Here is an 18,094-nt window from a genome sequence, read left to right as displayed (position 1 = left end):
AAAACAGCCGTACTCAGGGATCCGGGAAGTAAGCCCTTAAACTCCCCTTTTTAACCCGGTCAGCCCGCACCCCGAAGTCAACCAAATTGCGCACCCTTCAGGCTCATACCTGAATTGGAAAATACTTTCAGAGGGACCCTGAATGGCTGACGAACGAGAGGCCGGACCAGTTGCTCAGGCCTTCTTGGCTCCAAAGAAGTGATTCACCGCCATGCGCCGGCTGACATAGGTGTCCTGGTCCCACTTCACGGCGCGCTCGGCAAAGGCTTTTTGCGACGCCACGATTTCCTTGAACAGCGGGTTTTCCGCCGATTTCTTCTCGACAATTTCGGTCCAGAGTTTCAACTGGTCTTGCAGAACAGCATCCGGGGTCTTGTAAAACTTGACCTTGTCCTTGGTTTGCAGCTCGATGTAGTCCTTGGAGTAACGGTCAATCGCTTTCCAGGACATGTCGGCCGAAGCGGCTTCGGTGGCACCGGCAATGATGGCTTTCATCTTGGCGGGCAGCGCGTCGTACTTGGTTTTGTTGAACATGATTTCGAAAGTTTCCGCGCTCTGGTGGTAGCTTTGCAGCATACAGACCTTCGACACATCGGGAAAACCCAGCAAGCGGTCCGACGACGCGTTATTGAACTCTGCACCGTCGAGCAGACCGCGGTCCATGGCCGGCACAATTTCGCCACCCGGCAAGGCATTCACCGCCGCGCCCATGGCTGTGAACAGGTCAATGGCCAGACCATTGGTGCGGAACTTGAGACCCTTGAAGTCAGCCGACTTGGTGATGGGCTTCTTGAACCATCCCAGCGGCTGCGTCGCCATTGGCCCATACAGGAAAGATTGCACGTTACCGCCAATGGAGGCATACAGCTTGGCCAGCAACTCAGCGCCACCCCCGTACTTGTGCCAGGCCAGAATCATGTTGGCATCCATGCCAAAGGCCGGGCCAGAATTCCACAGCGCCAGCGCGTTCTGTTTGCCGTAGTGATAACCCAGCACGCCATGGCCGCCATCGAGTGTGCCTTTGGACACAGCTTCCAGCAAGCCAAACGCCGGCACCACCGAACCAGCAGGCAACACCTCGATCTTCAGGTCGCCTCCGGTCATGTCGTTGACTTTCTTGGCGTAGTCCAGCGCGTATTCGTGAAAGATGTCTTTGGCCGGCCAGGTGCTTTGCCAGCGCATGTTGATCGGGCCAGTCTGCGCCTTCGCAATCATCGGTGCCGACATGGCGCCAGCGGCAATGGCAGCGCCTTTAAGCAGGTTGCGGCGAGGGGTTTTGCGTTCAGTCAAGGTCATCTCCTGTTGTAAAAAATGTATCGGTTGATTTTGATCACTCCCTTGCGCTTGAAAGGCTAGGGTTTTCACTAGCGCATTTCAATTGGCGAGTGAAAGAATTTTCAACCTTGTTTGAAAAAAATGATGACGGCTTTGGCGCGCGGTATATTCCAGCGCCAGTTTCACCCTCACCTGAACACCATGAAACCCATCCAGCTTTTTGACACCGCCTCATCCACCTACACCTATTTGCTGTTTGACGCCACCAGCCGGGACGCCATCATCATCGACCCGGTTGACACCCAGGTGGCGCGCGACCTCGAAACCTTGCGCGACTACGGCCTGAAACTGGTCTGGGCGCTGGAAACCCACGCCCACGCCGACCACATCACCAGCGCTGGTCAGCTGGCCGAACTGGCCGGAGCCAAAACCACGGCGCCGGCGGCCTGTGGCGTCAGCTCGGCATCGGTGCTGCTCAAGGACGGTGACGTGTTGCAGTTTGGCAGTGAGCACATCCGTGCCCTGCACACCCCTGGCCACACGGCTGGCAGCATGTGTTTTGTCTGGCGCGACCACGTCTTCACGGGCGACACACTGCTGATCAACGGCTGCGGCCGCACCGACTTTCAGTCCGGCAGCGCCGCCGACCTGTACCACAGCCTGACCGAGGTGCTGTTCAAACTGCCCGACACCACCACCGTCTGGCCCGGCCACGACTACCAGGGCCGAAGCAACTCCAGCATCGGACAGGAGAAATTTGGCAACGCCCGCGTGGCCGGCAAAACGCAAGCCGAGTTCATCGCCATCATGGACGCACTGCACCTGCCACCACCCAAACGTATCGACGAGGCGGTGCCGGCCAACCTCCACCTGGGGCTGCGCCACGACGCTCCGGCCCCCCATGCGCTGGTGCAGCGCGACGCTGATGGCTATGCCGGCGACATCTCGGTCACACTGGCGCACCAATGGTGGCAGGCGGGTGAAGGGGTGTTGGTGGACGTGCGCACCGATGCTGAGCGCGCCTGGGTCGGCTTTGTACCCGAGGCGGCACCGATTGCCTGGAAACAATGGCCCGGCATGGCGATGAACCCGGACTTTGATGCCGCTTTGCTGGCTGCAGTGCCCAAGGACAAAAAAGCGCTGCTGCTGTGCCGCAGCGGCGTGCGCTCCATCGCTGCTGCCAAGCGCGCCACCGAACTGGGTTTGCAGGCTTACAACATTCTGGAAGGGTTTGAGGGTGACCCCAACGACAACGCCCAGCGTGGCCAGCGCGGCGGTTGGCGCTTCAACGGCCTGCCCTGGCGTCAGGGCTAGGACTCTGCAGATTGTCGGGATAATGCCGCCATGAATTTTTTGGCCATTGATGTCGGCAACACCCGCTTGAAGTGGGCGCTGCACAGCGCGCCCCGGCGCGACGCCCCGGTGCTGGCGCAAGGCGCGGAGTTTCTGGAGAACATTGACAAGCTGGCCGAAGGTGAGTGGGCCAACCTGCCCGCGCCCAACCGGATGCTGGGCTGCGTGGTGGCGGGCGACGCCATCAAGCGCCGGGTGGAAGATCAGATGGAGCTATGGGACGTGTCGGCCAACTGGGTGGTGGCCAGCGCTGCCGAGGCCGGTGTAAGCAACGGCTACGACCACCCGGCACGGCTGGGGGCTGACCGCTGGGTGGCGATGATCGGTGCCTGGCATCGCGGGCTCGCACAGGGCCAGCCGCGCCCCATGGTGGTGGTGATGGTGGGCACCGCCGTTACCGTGGACGCACTGGACGCCAGCGGACGATTTCTCGGTGGACTGATCCTGCCCGGTCACGGCATCATGCTGCGCGCACTCGAGTCTGGTACCGCCGGTCTGCGGGTACCCACCGGTAATGTCTGCCCGTTTCCCACCAACACCAGCGACGCACTCACCAGCGGTGGCACCTATGCCATTGCCGGCGCGGTGGAGCGCATGGTGGCCCATGTGCGCCAGCACTGTGGCACCGAGCCGCGCTGCATGATGACCGGGGGCGCAGGCTGGAAGATGGCACCCAGCATGTCGCTGCAGTTTGAGCTGGTGGACAACCTGGTGTTTGACGGCCTGCTGGAAATGGCGGCACGCCGTTTTTCATGACAAATTGACCTCTAGCGCATATAGGGATTAGTTTTAAAGCTACATTTTAAGAAGCAACTTTAGCAAACCAGGCTTCCGCCAGTCGCACCCAGTAGCTGGCCCCCAGCGGCAGTAGTGCGTCGTTGAAGTCGTAGCTGGGGTTGTGCAACATACACGGTCCGCCACCATGGCCCATGTCGCGGTGCGCACCGTCGCCGTTGGCGATGAAGGCGTAGCAACCCGGCTTGGCCAGCAGCATATAAGAGAAATCTTCAGCACCCATGGTGGGCTCCTGCTCCTGAACCCTCTCAGCACCCACCAGATCCGCCATCACCCGCCTGCAAAACTCGGCTTCGGCCACACTGTTGATGGTGGGCGGGTAGTTCCGCTCAAACTCGAACTCCGCCACCAGCCCGAAGGCAGCGCACAACTGCGTGCTCATGTCTTTCATGCGCTGCTCGATCATGGTGAGCACGTCCAGAGAAAAAGTGCGCACCGTGCCCTGCAACTCGCAACTGTCGGGGATGACGTTGGTGGCCTCACCGGCGTGGATCATGGTGACCGACACCACGCCGGCGTCAATCGGCTTGACGTTGCGGCTGACGATGGTCTGAAAGCCCTGGACCAGCTGGCAGGCCACCGGCACCGGGTCCAGCGCGTTGTGCGGCATGGCGGCGTGCCCGCCTTTGCCGCGAATGGTGATCTTGAACTCGTTGCTCGACGCCATCACAGGCCCGGCGCTTGCCGCAAAGTGGCCGACCGCCGAGCCCGGCCAGTTGTGCAGACCAAACACCGCATCCATCGGGAATTTGTCAAACAAGCCGTCCTTGATCATCTCGCGCGCGCCACCGCCGCCCTCTTCGGCGGGCTGAAAAATCAGGTACACCGTGCCGTCAAAGTGGCGGTGTTGACTCAAATGCTGGGCTGCCGCCAGCAGCATGGCGGTGTGGCCATCGTGACCACAGGCGTGCATCTTTCCGGGGTGCACACTGGCGTGGGCGAAGGTGTTGAACTCCTGCATCGGCAGCGCGTCCATGTCGGCGCGCAGACCAATGGCGCGGCTCGAAGTACCCGCCTTGACGATGCCCACCACACCGGTGGTGCCCAGACCCCGATGGATGGGAATACCCCACTCGGTCAGTTTGGCGGCCACCAGGTCGGCCGTACGCTGCTCGGCAAAGCACAGCTCTGGATGGGCATGGATGTCACGGCGCAGAGTGGCCATGGCGGGGGCTGCCGCAGCGATGGAATCGATCAGTTTCATGGTTGGCTCCTCTGGCCCGAGTCTAAGGCGCGTCGGAGTCTTTTGCGCGCTGCCGCATGGTGCGCCATTCGTCCGCCGGCGTGCGCCCCGTCGGGCGCAGGCGCACCCTGTCGCATGGCAGACGCATTCTGTCGCACGGCGCGTGCATGGCGTGCGCGTGTTGCGTAGAGTTCGCTCCATCGCAGCCCCATCCGGGCTGCACCCAGTGACCCGACCCAAAGGAGCCTACCATGACCACTGCCAGCAAAACCTCCATTCACCTGCGCGCCCTGCTAGGCAGCGCTGCTGTCAACCTGGCGGTATTTGCCGCTTTGAGTGCGGGCTTTGGCCCATCGCTCACACCCGAAACGGCGCTGGTGCAACTGCCCAGTGTGACGATTGTCGGCAAGCGCACACCGGAGTCCGCTACCATGCTGGCCGCAACCCAAAGCCCCACCCTGCCCTGCAATGCCAAACTTTGAGCCCCACAGCGCCACGCCTGCGCCAGACCGACTGGCCTGGCTGGCACGGCTCAACGCAGCTTTAAGCGCCTGGGCTGCGGGTCTGAGCTGGTGGCGCATGATCGCGCTGGCGCTGATCGCATTGATTGCCGGCAACATCATCGCCGACCGTTTTCAGCTGTCGCACCGCACCAAACGTGAGGTACGCAAGATCAGCGTAAGCGTCGACACCGACGCCAAAGCGCCACCCAGCCCCACTGTGCCGTGCAAACCCAAGCATGTGGTCATCGGCGGCAAGACCGCCATCGTCATCACCGAGCAGGGTTGCACACCCGCCACCCCCGCCAACCCGGCCTCGGCAGCATCGGCTGCCAGCGACCAGGAGGCGCCGATCAAGATCGAGGTTCCCAAGTCAATTGACGAAGAAGATCCACCGGACACCGACGAAGTCGTCAGCGTCACCACCCAGCACACCCTGGGTGGCTGGATTGGCGATATTCTGTCGGCTCTGCTGGTGGCATCTTTCGCCTACCTGGTGGCGGCCAAAATCATTGTGCGCAAAGCCGCCGAGTCCGATGCCAAGTTGCAGGTGGCCAACACCGCCGCCGAGCGCGAGGCGATGCAGCGCCAGTTGGTGCAGGCACGCCTCAAGCTGTTGCAGGCGCAGGTGGAGCCGCACTTTCTGTTCAACACGCTGGCGGCGGTGGACTATTTGATTGAGACCGACCCCAAACGTGCCTCCGAGATGCAGAAACTCCTCATCAGCTACCTGCGTGCCGCGCTGCCGCAAATGCGCCAGGAGTCATCCACGCTGGGGCGAGAGCTGGCACTGATCCGCCCGTACCTGGAGCTGCTCAAGCTGCGCATTGAAGAGCGCATGAGCTACGAGATTTTGGTACCGCCAGGGCTGGAGTCCACCATCTTTCCGCCGATGGTGCTGCAAACCCTGGTCGAAAACGCCATCAAGCACGGCATCGAGCCCAAGCCCGAGGGCGGGCGCGTCACCGTCTCGGCCCAAGTGGTTGACGGGCAGTTGCGCGTGGAGGTGGCTGACACCGGTGTGGGGTTGCATGGCGGGCATGTTTTTGCCGCCAATACCGCAGGCACGGGTCTGGGGCTGGACAATATTCGCAACCGTCTGGCACTGCTTTACCCCGGGACGAGCAGCCTGGATCTGCATGCCGGCAACCCGGTGGGCACGGTGGCCAGTCTGGCCATTCCGTATCAGGTGGAGTCGGCAAAGCAGAAATGAACTCAGATGCAAAACCTGCCGTTCACGCACCGGCGCCTCGTGCGCTGATTGCCGACGACGAACGCTTGCTGCGCGAACAATTGCAGGCACGCCTGGCCGAATGCTGGCCCGAGCTGCAGATTTGCGGTAGCGCGCGTGACGGGCTGGAGGCGCTTCAGCTGGTTGACGAACTGCGCCCCGATGTGGTGTTTCTGGACATCCGGATGCCGGGCTTGACGGGCATCGAGGCAGCGCGCGAGATCGCCGCACTGGAGGGCTGGCGCGGCGAGATCGTGTTTGCCACTGCCTATGACGAGTATGCCGTGACGGCGTTTGAAGAAGGCGCGGTGGACTACCTGCTCAAACCGGTGGAGCGCACACGGCTGAATATCACCGTGGCGCGTTTAAAGGCACGCCTGGCCAAAACCGAAGCCGGCACCGACACCCCCAGCACCGCGCCCAGCCATTCGCAGGACGCCCTGCTGCAAACCCTGGCCCAACTGCAGTCGCGCCTGAGCGGCCCCGACAGCGCGCCGCGTCTGCGCTGGCTGCAGTGTGGCGCGGGCAACAGCACCCGGTTGGTCAATGTGGACGATGTGCTGTTTTTCCGCTCGGACGAAAAGTACACGCGGGTGCAAACCGCCACGCAAGAGTCCTTCATCCGCACCCCCATCCGCGAGCTGATCGGCCAGCTCGATGCGCAACAGTTCTGGCAGATCCACCGCGCCACCATCGTCAACCTGTCGGCCATTGCCGCCGTGCAGCGCGACGACACCGGGCGCCAGCGCGTCACGCTCAAACAGCACCCCGAAGTGCTCGAAGTCAGTCGCAGCTTCAGCCACGTATTCCGGGCGGCCTGACCTTCCCTTGCCAGTCGCCACCCACCCGGCCCGGGGGCGCAATGGTTCACAATGTGCGCCACCACACTGACCGAGTTTGACCATGGCACACTGCAAGCCCCACCCTGATTCCCGCACGCTGCCCGTCAAGGGTGCCTGCCCACATGACTGCCCGGACACCTGCGCCCTGCTGACCACGGTGGAAAATGGCGTGGCCATCAAGGTGCAGGGTAACCCGGCCCACCCGCATACCGATGGCGCGCTGTGCACCAAGGTGTCGCGTTACACCGAGCGCACGTACCACCCCGAACGCCTGCTGCAGCCGCTCAAACGCGTCGGGGCCAAGGGTGCCGGGCAGTTTGAGCCGGTCAGCTGGGAGGCTGCACTCGACGACATTGCCGCACGGCTGCAAGCCATCGCGGCGCGCGATGCGCAGGCCATCCTGCCCTACAGCTATGCCGGCACCATGGGCCTGGTGCAGGGAGAGAGCATGGCAGCGCGGTTTTTTCATCGGCTGGGCGCGTCGCTGCTGGAGCGCACCATCTGCGCCAGCGCCGGCGGCGAGGGGCTGGTGCATACGATTGGTGCCAAAGTGGGGATGCGGGTTGAGTTTTTTGCCCAGTCCAGACTGATCCTCATCTGGGGCAGCAACTCGATCACCAGCAACCTGCATTTTTGGCGCTATGCCAACCAGGCCCGGCGCGCCGGTGCCAAGCTGATCTGCATTGACCCTCGCAAAAGCGAGACAGCCGACAAATGTGATGAGCATATTGCCCTGTTGCCCGGTACTGACGGGGCTTTAGCGCTATCGATCATGCAGCAATTGATTGTCCATGACTGGCTTGATCACGACTATTTGGCACGTTACACCCTGGGCTGGGACGCCTTGCGGGCGCGCGCGCTGCAATGGCCGCCAAAACGGGCTGCTGCCGTCTGCGGCGTTTCTGCCGCCCAGATTGTGTCGCTGGCACGCGACTACGGCGCCCACGCACACAACGGCCAGAGCGCCGCCATCCGCATGAACTACGGGCTGCAGCGGGTGCACGGCGGCGGCAATGCGGTACGGTTGATTGCTGCGCTGCCGGCCCTGATTGGTGCCTGGCGCCACCCGGCCGGTGGTGTGCTGATGTCCAGTTCCAGCAACTTCCCGGTGCAACGCGCCAAGCTGGAGCGGCCCGACCTGCTGGGTGCGCGCAAGCCACGCATGATCAACATGGCCACCATCGGCGATGACCTGCTGCGAGCGGCCAGCCCTGACTTTGGCCCCAAAATTGAGGCGCTGCTGGTCTACAACAGCAATCCTGCGGCCATTGCACCGGATTCGGCCAAGGTGGTGCAGGGTCTGGCGCGCGAGGACCTGTTCACCGTGGTGATGGAGCATTTCCAGACCGATACCGCCGACTATGCCGATTACATCCTGCCCGCCACCACACAGCTGGAGCACTGGGATATCCACCGCAGCTACGGCCACACCGATGTGCTGCTGAACCGCCCGGCCATCGCCGCGCTGGGGCAGGCCAAAACCAATACCCAGATTTTTCGGGAGCTGGCGCAGCGTCTGGGCTTTGACGATGCCTGTTTCAGTGACAGCGACGAGTTGCTGTGCCGCCAGGCCTATGGTGAAGCGGTGGACTTTGAGCAACTGCTTGAGCACGGTTTTGTCACCCTGAATACGCCAGATGCCCCGTTTGCCCAAGGCGGTTTTCCCACACCCTCAGGAAAATGCGAATTTTTCAGCCAGCGCCTGGCAGACCGGGGCCAGGACGGCCTGCCCGACCACGTGCCCAATCATGAGGCGGCCAATACCTCTGCGCAGTACCCCCTGGCCATGATCTCACCGCCGGCACGCAACTTTCTCAATTCCAGTTTTGTCAATGTACCCAGCCTGCAGGCGACCGAACTTGAGCCGATGCTGGAGATGCACCAGGACGACGCAGCAGCACGTCAGCTCAAGTCGGGTGACGTCGTGCGGGTGTTCAATGACCGGGGCGACTACCACTGTCGACTGCAAGTCAGCGCGCGAGCGCGACCCGGCGTGGTCAACGGACTGGGGGTCTGGTGGCGCAAAATGGGGCTACGTGGCACCAATGTCAACCAGCTCACCAGCCAGGCCCTGACTGACCTGGGTCATGCCCCGACCTTTTACGACTGTCTGGTGCAGGTGCAGGCGGCTTCGGCTTAAGCCTGCTGGTCCAGCAGGGCACCGGCCATTTTGTCCTGACTCTTGAACACCGCCAGGTTGGCCAGAAAAGCATGTTTGGCTTGCAACTGGGACACCACGTCGGTCGCCAGCGCGGGACCGGGCGCATCCGCCGCACGCACCAGCGTGCTCACGCCACCCTGGGCCTGTGCCTGCTGATCAAGTTCCTGGCGCACAAAACCCTCGGTGTTGAGATTGGCAATGTTGTGGGCGGAGGTGTTGAGTCGGGCCTGCGCGGCCGTCATGCCCGACACGGCGATGGCTGTGATGGAGGTCATAATTATTACCTAATTTAAGAGCAATAACACTTACTGCCGTATGCGCTAGAGCCCGTTTATACACTCAAACTACCGTTCTGATGGGTCTGGCAATAAGCGCGCACCAGCGTGATCAGCTCGTCTTCCGGATAGGGCTTGCCAAGGTAATGGTCAACCTTGAGCGCCCGCGCATAGTCCCGGTGCTTTTCCGCAATGCGCGAGGTGATCATGATCACCGGCAAGTCCTGCAAGGCGGCGTCCGAGCGGATATTGCGCACCAGGTCAAACCCGTCCATGCGTGGCATTTCAATATCGGTCAGCACCACCGACGGTTTTTCAAGTTGCAGAACTTCCAGCGCCTGCAAGCCATCGGCGGCCATGACGACACGAAAACCCTCGCGTTTGAGCAGGCGTTGCGTCACCCGTCGCACCGTGATCGAGTCGTCCACCACCAGTACCAGCGGCGCTTGCGCCACTGCGGCGCGTTGGCCGACGCCAGCCGTCGAATCTGGTGCGGCCGCTGCAGCCAGCGTTGCGTCGGTCCAGGCCCGGGCGCGTTCGGCATAGGCATGCGCCAAGGCCACGGGGTTGTAAATCAGCACCACCGCACCCGACGCCAGCACCGTCATGCCGGCCAGACCTGGCAAGCGCGACAACTGGGGCCCCAGGTTCTTGACCACGGCTTCGCGGTTGCCCAGCACCTCGTTCACATGCAGGGCCACACGCTGGCCAGCGCTGCGGAACACTGCCACCACCGCGTGCTTGCCAACGGCCTCCAGATTGACGCCGGAAACCTGCAACAACGCCCCCGCCCAGTAGAACGGCAAGGCCTCGCCGGCATACTCAAAACGCTGCTGGCGGTATGCCAGGTCCAGCTCTGCGGCGGGCACACGGCGCACACTCTCCACCAGATTGGAGGGCACACCCATCACCACGTCGCCCATGCGCAGCAGAACCACCTGCGTCACCGCGGTCGTCAAGGGCATCACCAGTGTGAAACAGGTCCCTTCACCGTGTCGCGTACTGAGCTCAATGCGCCCACCCAGTGCATCCACTTCGGTACGCACCACGTCCATGCCGACGCCGCGCCCCGCCATTTCGGTGATTTCGGTTGCGGTGGATAGACCCGAGGTAAAAATGAGTTTGGCAACATCGTCGTCGCTGAGCTTCTGCGCGGCCGTGATCTGCCCCTTGGCCATCGCTTTGTCTCGAATGGCCGGCAGATTGAGTCCGGCACCATCGTCGCTCAGCGTCACCACCACATCGTTGCTTTGCTGCACCACCTTGATATGAATCGCCCCCGTTGGCGGCTTGCCGGCGGCTGCCCGTACCGCCGCGGTTTCGATGCCATGGCCCACCGCGTTGCGCAACAGGTGCTCAAAGGCGGGGGCAACGCGCTCCAGCACACCACGGTCCATGTCGAGCGAGCCACCATCGATGTCAAGCTTGACCAGTTTGTCATAGTCCTTGGCCGCCTGGCGCACCACACCGTACAGGCGGTCGGCAATACTCTCAAAGTCCACCATCCGGGTGCGCAAAAGATCGCGCTGCAGCTCGCGTGTCAGTCGGGCCTGGGCAAACAGGTCGTCGTCCACCCCTTGTACGGTTTGCTGCAGGCTGCGCTGCACAGTGGCCACATCGTGCACCGACTCTGCCATCATGCGGGTGAGTTCCTGCACCCGGGTGAAACGGTCAAACTCCAGCGGATCAAAACCCTGCGCCGCCTCTTTGGTCTGCGCCAGCCGCGACTGCATCTGCGACTCGGACTGCATTTCCATGTCGCGCAGTTGGTGGCGCAATCGCTCAAGGTTGCCGGTCAGGTCTGCCAGCGAGGCCCGCATCTGCAACAGCCGCGACTCCAGGCGGGAGCGGGTGATCATGACCTCACCCGCGTTGTTGACCATGCGGTCGAGCAACTGCGACTTGACGCGGGTGGTTTGCCCGGCGCCACGACGCGCCAGCGGGATCGGTGTTGGCCCCGCAGGCGGCGCAGCAGGCGCATCCGCTTCGCCGGACGGCACGTCGGGGGCAGCAGGGTCGGCCAGCGCAAGTGCTGACGCTGCGACCGGTACAGGGGTGGCAAATTCTGGCAGCACCAGGGCCGCCGCCGGGGTGGCACACAAGGCGTCGAAGCAGTCTGACAGCGCGTCCAGCCGACCCAGCAGCGGATCAATCTGCGCAGGGGTCGCGTCCTCGGCATTGATGTGCTCGGCGGCCGACTCCATGCGGTGCGCCATTTCGCCCATGCGCATGGCGCCAGCGAGTCGTGCGCTGCCTTTGAGGGTGTGCAGTGCGCGCAACACTTCCCGGCGCGCACCCGGCTGGGAGGGATGTGCACTCCATTGCCGCAATGCACCACCGAGTTGCGGCAGCAACTCCAGTGCCTCCTCTTCGAAGATCGGGAACAGATCCACATCCAGCCGATCGGTGGCCTCTATGTCATCGTCTGCCAGCGGCTCCGGCACGGGCAGCGCTTCGGGTTCTGGCGTCAGGATCAACGGCTCGCTGGCGTCCTCGGGCGCAGGCTCGGCGAGTGCAAAGTCCTGATCCAGGATGGCCTGCAGCGCGGCCAGGTGCTCGGGGTTGGCCGCTTTCAGGAAACCTGCAGCAAACTGGTGCAACAAGCGCCGGATGTCCTCGGCCACCTCGACAAACAGGTCGGCATGTGGCTGTAGCCCCAGCCGCGCCAGCCGGACGTGCGCCAGCGCGTGCTCCAGTGAGCGGCTTAGCGCCGCAACGGCCGTGAAACCCACCGTGGCGGAACTGCCCGCCAGCGAGTGTGCCAGCGTGACACACGAGTCCGGCACAGGTGGTGTCAGCTCAATGGCCCACTCCGACAGTTCCGTCTGCAAGCGACGCGACCATTCGTCGGCTTCGTTGAGGTAGACGTTGTACAGGGCCAGCCCCACCCGCAGCGGACCAATCACCTTGACCTGATCGTCCAGCGTATCGGGTGGCTCCAGCACGTCGACCGCGTCGGACTCCGGCGATTCAACGTCAGACAGGGCCACGGTTTCGACCGGCGGCTCTTCTGGCAATGGGTCTGTACGCCCCTGTTCCAATTCCGTTGGCCCAAAGTCAAGTGTCAAGCCGGCCAGCGGATCGTCTTGAGCGAGCGACTCTTCGCCCAGCAGCTCGGGCAGGTCTGGCTCCGGCCCGGTCAACCCAAGCTGCGGCAAATCGTCCGTCAGCGCCGCTTGTCCGGCCTCGACCGGTGCCAGCACGTCGTCAAAATCCAGCAGCAACTCTGGCTCTGGCTCTGGCTCTGGCTCTGGCTCTGGCTCTGGCTCTGGCTCTGGCTCTGGCTCTGGCTCTGGTTCAGGTTCAGGTTCAGGTTCAGGTTCAGGTTCAGGTTCAGGTTCAGGTTCAGGTTCAGGTTCAGGCTCAGGCTCAGGCTCAGGCTCAGGCTCAGGCTCAGGCTCAGGCTCAGGCTCAAGCAGATGATCCGCCTTCAGCGCAGACTCCGCCAACGGGTCGGGTTCGAACTTCTCCGTCGCCACCGTCGGCTCTGAGACGGGCTCGGGTTCGGGCTTGGCAATCAACACTGTGGTGGCGAGCGGGTCTAACGGCGGCTCCGGCTCGGCAGCCAGCAGATCGTCAAAGCTGATATCCAGCAAATCGGGCGACTCGGATCGGGTTGTTGGCCATTCCAGATCATCCAGCAAAGGCTCACTGACGTCACTGACCGGCGCCAGCGACTCCGTGTTCAGCGCCTCAAGAGCGTCGGTATCCAGTATCTGCGTCGTCGAAAAGTCAGCGGTGTCCATTTCCTCTGGTTCAACAGCGGCCATCCGCAACTCAGCGGGTGCGGCGGGAATGGGCGCTGGTTGGTCGATCTTCTGATCGTTGGTCAACTGCAACTCTGAACCCAGACCTTCGAGCCGCAGACGATCGGCTGCCACACGGAAAGGTAAGGCGCGCCAGGGTGCATCGGCGGCGCCACGGATGTCTTCGATCCATTGTGCAAAACCCGCCATCGCCTGATCCGACAGTTGGATCAGGGCAGGGGTGGCCGGCAGTTGTTGCGGCAACCAGGCGTTGAGCAATTGCTCCATGGCCCATGCAGCCTCGCCAAACTCAGTCAGCCCCACCATCCGGGAACTGCCTTTGAGGGTATGGAATGCCCGCCGTAACGCCGTTTGCTGCGCCTGATCGGCCGGGTTGGACCGCAGGGCCGCCAGAGCAGCCATGCCGTTGTCGACCACTTCGGCGGCTTCTTCGAGAAAGATGCTGCGCAGCTCGGCATCGTCATCTTCCGGTTCGTCTGCCACAGGTGGTACGACGGCCGGTTCCGGTGCGGCAACGGGCTCAGGAATGGATACTGCTGGCATCGGCGCTGGTGGCACGGGTGCAACCAACTGCGGCTCCGCGACCTCAGGCTGTGCTGTGTCAGACGCCGTCACCACCTCCGGTGCTGCCTTCAAGCGCCCCATCAGGGACTTGAACTCACCCAGCGCTTCGTCGTAGACAAAGAGCTTTTTCGCCAGTTCGCGCTGATAGCTCAGCATGTCAATCAAGAATCCCATCGCACCCAGGCTATTGCCGAGCTTTTCAATGGTTTCATTGGCATTGGCCTCGGCGGCATCGACCAGAAAACGCTCCACACTGTCGCGCATCCGCCGCGCCGCCACGGCGGCCTGGTCCATGCCCAGAACTGAAAACACACCGCGCATCTGCGACAGACGGCCCGGCACGTCGTGCAGGGGCAGTTTGTCGTCCGGATGGCGAAAGTAGGCGTCCAGCGCCGACTCAACCTCGCCCAACGAGGTTCGCAACTCACCCACGACACTGCCCATGGTCTGGCGGTCACTGACGCGTCGGTACAGCTCTTCCATCCAGCCGTCCAGCGGCTCCGAGGGTGCACCGGCCAGCACATGGTCCAGCCGCTGCGCCAGGCGGTTACCACGCTCCTGCATCTGGTTGTGGGTCGGGTCCGGGTCGTCGTAAGCTGCCTCCAGGTACAACACCGCGGTGGCCACTTCCATGGCCAGCGGTGGTGGCGGCGTGCTGGACGAACGGTTGACGGCATCCAGAGCACGCGTCAATGCGCGTGCCAACTCGCCACTTTCCGGGTGCAGTTTGACGATCGATTCCGACACCAGACTGAACTGATCGGTCGCCATCTTGATGCGACCGGTGTCGCCACCGGACAGCGACGACCAGGTCTCGGTCGCGGCGGTGATGCGTTTGCGCGCCTGTGCCAGCAGGGTCGGGTCAAAGCGACCAAACTGTGCTTTTTCGTAATCCACCCGGCTCGCCTGGTGCAGGCCGTACGCCTGCCTGACCGCCTGCAGGGCTGGCGCGGTCTGATCAGCGGGTCCGATGGCCTGCGCACAAAAGAACAGGAGGTCTTGCACCAGCTGTTCGGAGATGTCTGGCACGCCCTTGGTGAGATTGCGAAACTGCAGCAACACCCGAGAGGCAGCGCGTTTGGTGTACACGTCGGGTGGGCACAAACCCATAGCAAAGGCCTCAAAATAGGCCGCCGCAATGGCCCACAACACGCGTGGGTGCAACTCGGCCTGCGCTGCAGCAAAACCCAGACTGATGTCACTCAAGGCGCGCGCCGACGGGGTGTGGCCGGATTTCACAACATTGAGCACCAGACCGTCGATACGGGCGCGCACCGGCGAGTCGTAGGCCAGTGGCGTCACCGTCTTGGGTATGGGCACATTGATCCAGCGCCAGGGGTTGGCCCAAAGGTCGGCTGGGTGCACCCGGTCTTCACCGATCAGGTCCAGAATGTCGCGGTACTGCGGAAACAGCGCAACCGCGGAGAACTTCCGGCCTTTGAGCACCGCCTCCAGATAGTCCGTCAGCGCAAAACTTGCCCGCTCCACCTTTTGTGCCGCTTGGTCGCTGCAAAACTCGGGTTTCTGGACAAACTTTTGCACCAGGGTTTCCATGGCGCGCAGCATCCTGGCTGGCACCTCGAGGCCGACCATCTCCAGGGCACCCACCGCCTGATGCAATTGCTGGCGCGCAATCCGCAGCTGGCTCCCGTCCAGCGCGGACAGATCCGAGCCCCGCGCCAGTTCGGCATCGTGCACATAGCGACGCAAGGCCCTGGTGGCCGCGTCGAGTGATTTGCGCAGTTCATCCAGCACCCAGGCCAGCGGGCCGAGGTCGGACTCAAGGTCAGAGGCGCTCACCGTCGATGAAACGTGTGCTTGCATGGGTCAGTCCGTCATGGGTTGGGCATCACCACCAAACTCAGGCGATGCGAAAACGCGCCACCGACTGGCGCAATTCTTCGGCCATTTTGGAGAGCTCACGCACCTGGCTGGCGGTTGACCGGGTGCCCTCACCGGTCTGTTCAGTGACCGCAAAAATGTGCTGGATGTTGTCGGCCAGTTCATTGGCCAGATTGGCTTCCTGCAAGGTAGACGCCGAAATCTGTGCAATCAGGTCGGCCAGACGGCGCGACACCTGATCAATCTCGCTCAGCGCCGCGCCGGCGTTGTCTGACAGCTTGGCACCTTCAACCACCCCATGAGTGGATCGCTCCATGGCACCGACCGCGTCCTGGGTGTCGGTCTGGATCGCCTTGACCAGTGCGCCAATTTGACGTGTGGCGTCGGCAGATCGCTCGGCCAGCCGCTGTACCTCTTCGGCCACCACTGAAAAGCCGCGTCCGGCCTCACCGGCTGAAGCCGCCTGGATGGCGGCATTCAGCGCCAGCACATTGGTCTGCTCGGTGATGTCGGAAATCAGTTCGGTAATTTCACCAATTTCCTGGGACGACTCGCCCAGCCGTTTGATTCTTTTGGCTGTGTCCTGAATTTGGTCACGCAGGGTATTCATGCCACCAATGGCGCTTTGCACCGCTTGCAAACCGGTTTCGGCCGCTTGCAAGGACTGCCGCGCCACCGCCGCTGACTCCTGGGCCTGCCCGGACACCAGATTGATGCGCCCCGCCATATCCACCACCGAACGTCCGGTTTCACGGATCTCATGCAGTTGTTCGTTGGAGGCCGCCAGCAGCTCGGTCGAGGTTTCATCCACATCCGAGGTGGTCTGAGCCACTTTGGCCACGGTACTTTGCACGTTGCCCACCAGAGAGCGCAGTTCCTCGACGGTGTAGTTGACCGAGTCGGCAATGGCCCCGGTGATGTCTTCCGTGACCGTGGCCTGCTGCGTCAGGTCTCCCTCGGCCACCAGTTGCAGCTCGTTCATCAAGCGCAGGATGGCGGCCTGATTGGCAGCATTGACCCGGCGCGCCTCCTGCTCCAGCGCACGCGCCTCCTGCTCGCGAATCTGCGCTTCGGTCTGCAGGCTTTCCGCCTGCGCCTGCCGCTGCCGACTGTCAAGCAACACCACATAGGCCAGCGCTGCCACACTGGCCAGCACCAACGCAAGGGCCAGCACCAACACCGCCAGGATACCGGGGCTCCACGCGCTTTGCCGGCTCAACGCCAACTGCAACTCATCCAGACGCAGGCGCACAGACTCGCTGTCGGCCACGATGGCCACCTGCGCGGCGCGTGCCACCGTCAAACCTGGCAGACTGCCCAAAAGCAGTTGGGACTGCACTTTGCTGTCCTCAAACAGCTTGATCAGCACCACCAGCTTCTCCCGCACCTGTACGTCGGTCGATGCCGTCAAACCCAGATCCGCGCGACCATCGAGCAAAGCCGCGGCCAGCAGGGCAATGGTATCGACGTCTTTGCGCAAGGTGTCGACTGCCTCCGGGCTGACACCGTCCAGACCCAGAAACTCCGCACTGGTTTTACCCATGCGCTGTATCAGCGTGGCCAGCTGACCCGCCACCAGGACCTCGGTGGCTGGCGCACCATGCTGCGCCTTGAGTGTGGCGATGCTCTGCGCGGCCTCCATCAAGGGCGCGGTTTGCCGCAAAATCGCCTGGGCCGCCGGACCGGCCTGGGTCAGGGCTTTTTTCTGTGCCAGCACACTGGCGGCATTTTTTTCGGCCCGCCCCACCAGCGGCTCCACCGGCTCAAGCAGCGCCCGCGGCACGGCATCGACCGCTGTCAGGCCGCTTTCGGCGTCTCCGTCAAGCAGTCCACGCACCGAACGGACCAGCACCTGACTGCTTTCACTGACCTCGGTAAATGACTTGGCGTTGCCGACCAGCGCCTGCGTCACCGCTTTGGCCAGGCGTTGTGATTGCATCTGGCCAGCCGCTGCGGCATCCCGCTGCTGCGCCACCTGGCCGCTTTGCCGCAGTCCCAGGAAGGTCAACGACGCCAGCAGCAGCAGCGCCAGCAAAAACACAGCGGACAGGACACGCCGATGCTGTGCCGCCGGACGGGCACCCAGCAGCGGCAGGCTGATCTGGTCACTCACCGGTTCCGGCAATGCCGCGCCAGGCGGTGGCAACACGGTTTGCGGCCCATACTGGGTGTGACCGGAATTGATCTCGCTGCCGGGCAGGAACATCGATGCGTCGGGCACACTGATGCTCAGACCGGAGTCAATCTCTGAGTCTGGCGCGTCCTTTTTCAAGGTACGCTGGAGTTGATCTGCCACGGACATAAGC

At 62.8% G+C, this 18,094-nt stretch carries 11 protein-coding genes and 1 pseudogene; 7 read left to right on the top strand and 5 right to left on the bottom strand.

Annotated features, from left to right (window positions below; all coding sequences use genetic code 11):
• Nucleotides 1-174: 174 nt before the first annotated feature.
• Entirely contained in the window at nucleotides 175-1,296 is a 1,122-nt protein-coding gene (locus KBF66_RS11465) for a C4-dicarboxylate ABC transporter (RefSeq protein WP_296656555.1), read from the bottom strand.
• A gap of 120 nt (nucleotides 1,297-1,416) precedes the next feature.
• Between KBF66_RS11465 and KBF66_RS11460 the strand changes: the two are divergent.
• From KBF66_RS11460 to KBF66_RS11450, 3 genes and pseudogenes are all read left to right on the top strand, one after another.
• Nucleotides 1,417-1,977 (top strand): annotated as a pseudogene (locus tag KBF66_RS11460) (MBL fold metallo-hydrolase); the annotation flags it as partial.
• 174 nt (nucleotides 1,978-2,151) lie between these two features.
• Nucleotides 2,152-2,589, top strand: coding sequence for a rhodanese-like domain-containing protein (locus tag KBF66_RS11455; protein WP_296656562.1), 438 nt, complete (start codon nucleotides 2,152-2,154; stop codon nucleotides 2,587-2,589).
• A 30-nt stretch (nucleotides 2,590-2,619) separates the two neighbouring features.
• On the top strand, nucleotides 2,620-3,384 hold the full coding sequence (locus KBF66_RS11450; RefSeq protein WP_296656553.1) for a type III pantothenate kinase: 765 nt from the start codon (nucleotides 2,620-2,622) through the stop codon (nucleotides 3,382-3,384).
• Nucleotides 3,385-3,430: 46 nt separating this feature from the next.
• Here KBF66_RS11450 and KBF66_RS11445 read toward each other — a convergent pair whose 3' ends face one another.
• The gene (locus KBF66_RS11445; protein ID WP_296656550.1) at nucleotides 3,431-4,627 is read right to left on the bottom strand and encodes a M20 aminoacylase family protein; all 1,197 of its coding nucleotides are present in this window, start codon (nucleotides 4,625-4,627) and stop codon (nucleotides 3,431-3,433) included.
• Between the two features lie 230 nt (nucleotides 4,628-4,857).
• Between KBF66_RS11445 and KBF66_RS11440 the strand changes: the two genes are divergently transcribed.
• From KBF66_RS11440 to KBF66_RS11425, 4 genes are all read left to right on the top strand, one after another.
• Nucleotides 4,858-5,088 carry a hypothetical protein gene (locus KBF66_RS11440; protein ID WP_296656547.1) on the top strand — a complete coding sequence of 77 codons (231 nt, stop codon included), beginning with the start codon at nucleotides 4,858-4,860 and terminating at the stop codon, nucleotides 5,086-5,088.
• Complete coding sequence (locus KBF66_RS11435; RefSeq protein WP_296656545.1) at nucleotides 5,075-6,319, top strand: histidine kinase; 1,245 nt, start codon at nucleotides 5,075-5,077, stop codon at nucleotides 6,317-6,319. Before KBF66_RS11440 ends, KBF66_RS11435 begins: the two co-directional genes overlap by 14 nt.
• Nucleotides 6,316-7,158, top strand: coding sequence for a LytTR family DNA-binding domain-containing protein (locus tag KBF66_RS11430; protein WP_296656542.1), 843 nt, complete (start codon nucleotides 6,316-6,318; stop codon nucleotides 7,156-7,158). Before KBF66_RS11435 ends, KBF66_RS11430 begins: the two co-directional genes overlap by 4 nt.
• Nucleotides 7,159-7,240: 82 nt before the next feature.
• Nucleotides 7,241-9,319 (top strand): molybdopterin oxidoreductase family protein, encoded by a 2,079-nt coding sequence (locus KBF66_RS11425; protein WP_296656540.1) that lies wholly within the window; start codon nucleotides 7,241-7,243, stop codon nucleotides 9,317-9,319.
• Here the strand turns inward: KBF66_RS11425 and KBF66_RS11420 are convergent.
• The 3 genes from KBF66_RS11420 to KBF66_RS11410 are packed head-to-tail and all read right to left on the bottom strand — an operon-like array spanning nucleotide 9,316 to nucleotide 18,090.
• A complete protein-coding gene (locus KBF66_RS11420) occupies nucleotides 9,316-9,615 on the bottom strand; it encodes a flagellar basal body protein (protein WP_296656537.1) in 300 nt (99 codons plus the stop codon). The genes KBF66_RS11425 and KBF66_RS11420 overlap by 4 nt on opposite strands.
• A gap of 56 nt (nucleotides 9,616-9,671) precedes the next feature.
• A complete protein-coding gene (locus KBF66_RS11415; protein ID WP_296656536.1) occupies nucleotides 9,672-15,770 on the bottom strand; it encodes an Hpt domain-containing protein in 6,099 nt (2,032 codons plus the stop codon).
• 37 nt (nucleotides 15,771-15,807) lie between these two features.
• On the bottom strand, nucleotides 15,808-18,090 hold the full coding sequence (locus KBF66_RS11410) for a methyl-accepting chemotaxis protein (protein WP_296656533.1): 2,283 nt from the start codon (nucleotides 18,088-18,090) through the stop codon (nucleotides 15,808-15,810).
• Nucleotides 18,091-18,094: the final 4 nt, after the last annotated feature.

This window comes from Rhodoferax sp. (assembly GCF_018063565.1).
Taxonomy (GTDB): Bacteria; Pseudomonadota; Gammaproteobacteria; order Burkholderiales; family Burkholderiaceae_C; genus Rhodoferax.
Note: the sequence above shows the minus strand (reverse complement) of the source record. Positions and strands in the feature narration are given on the sequence as shown.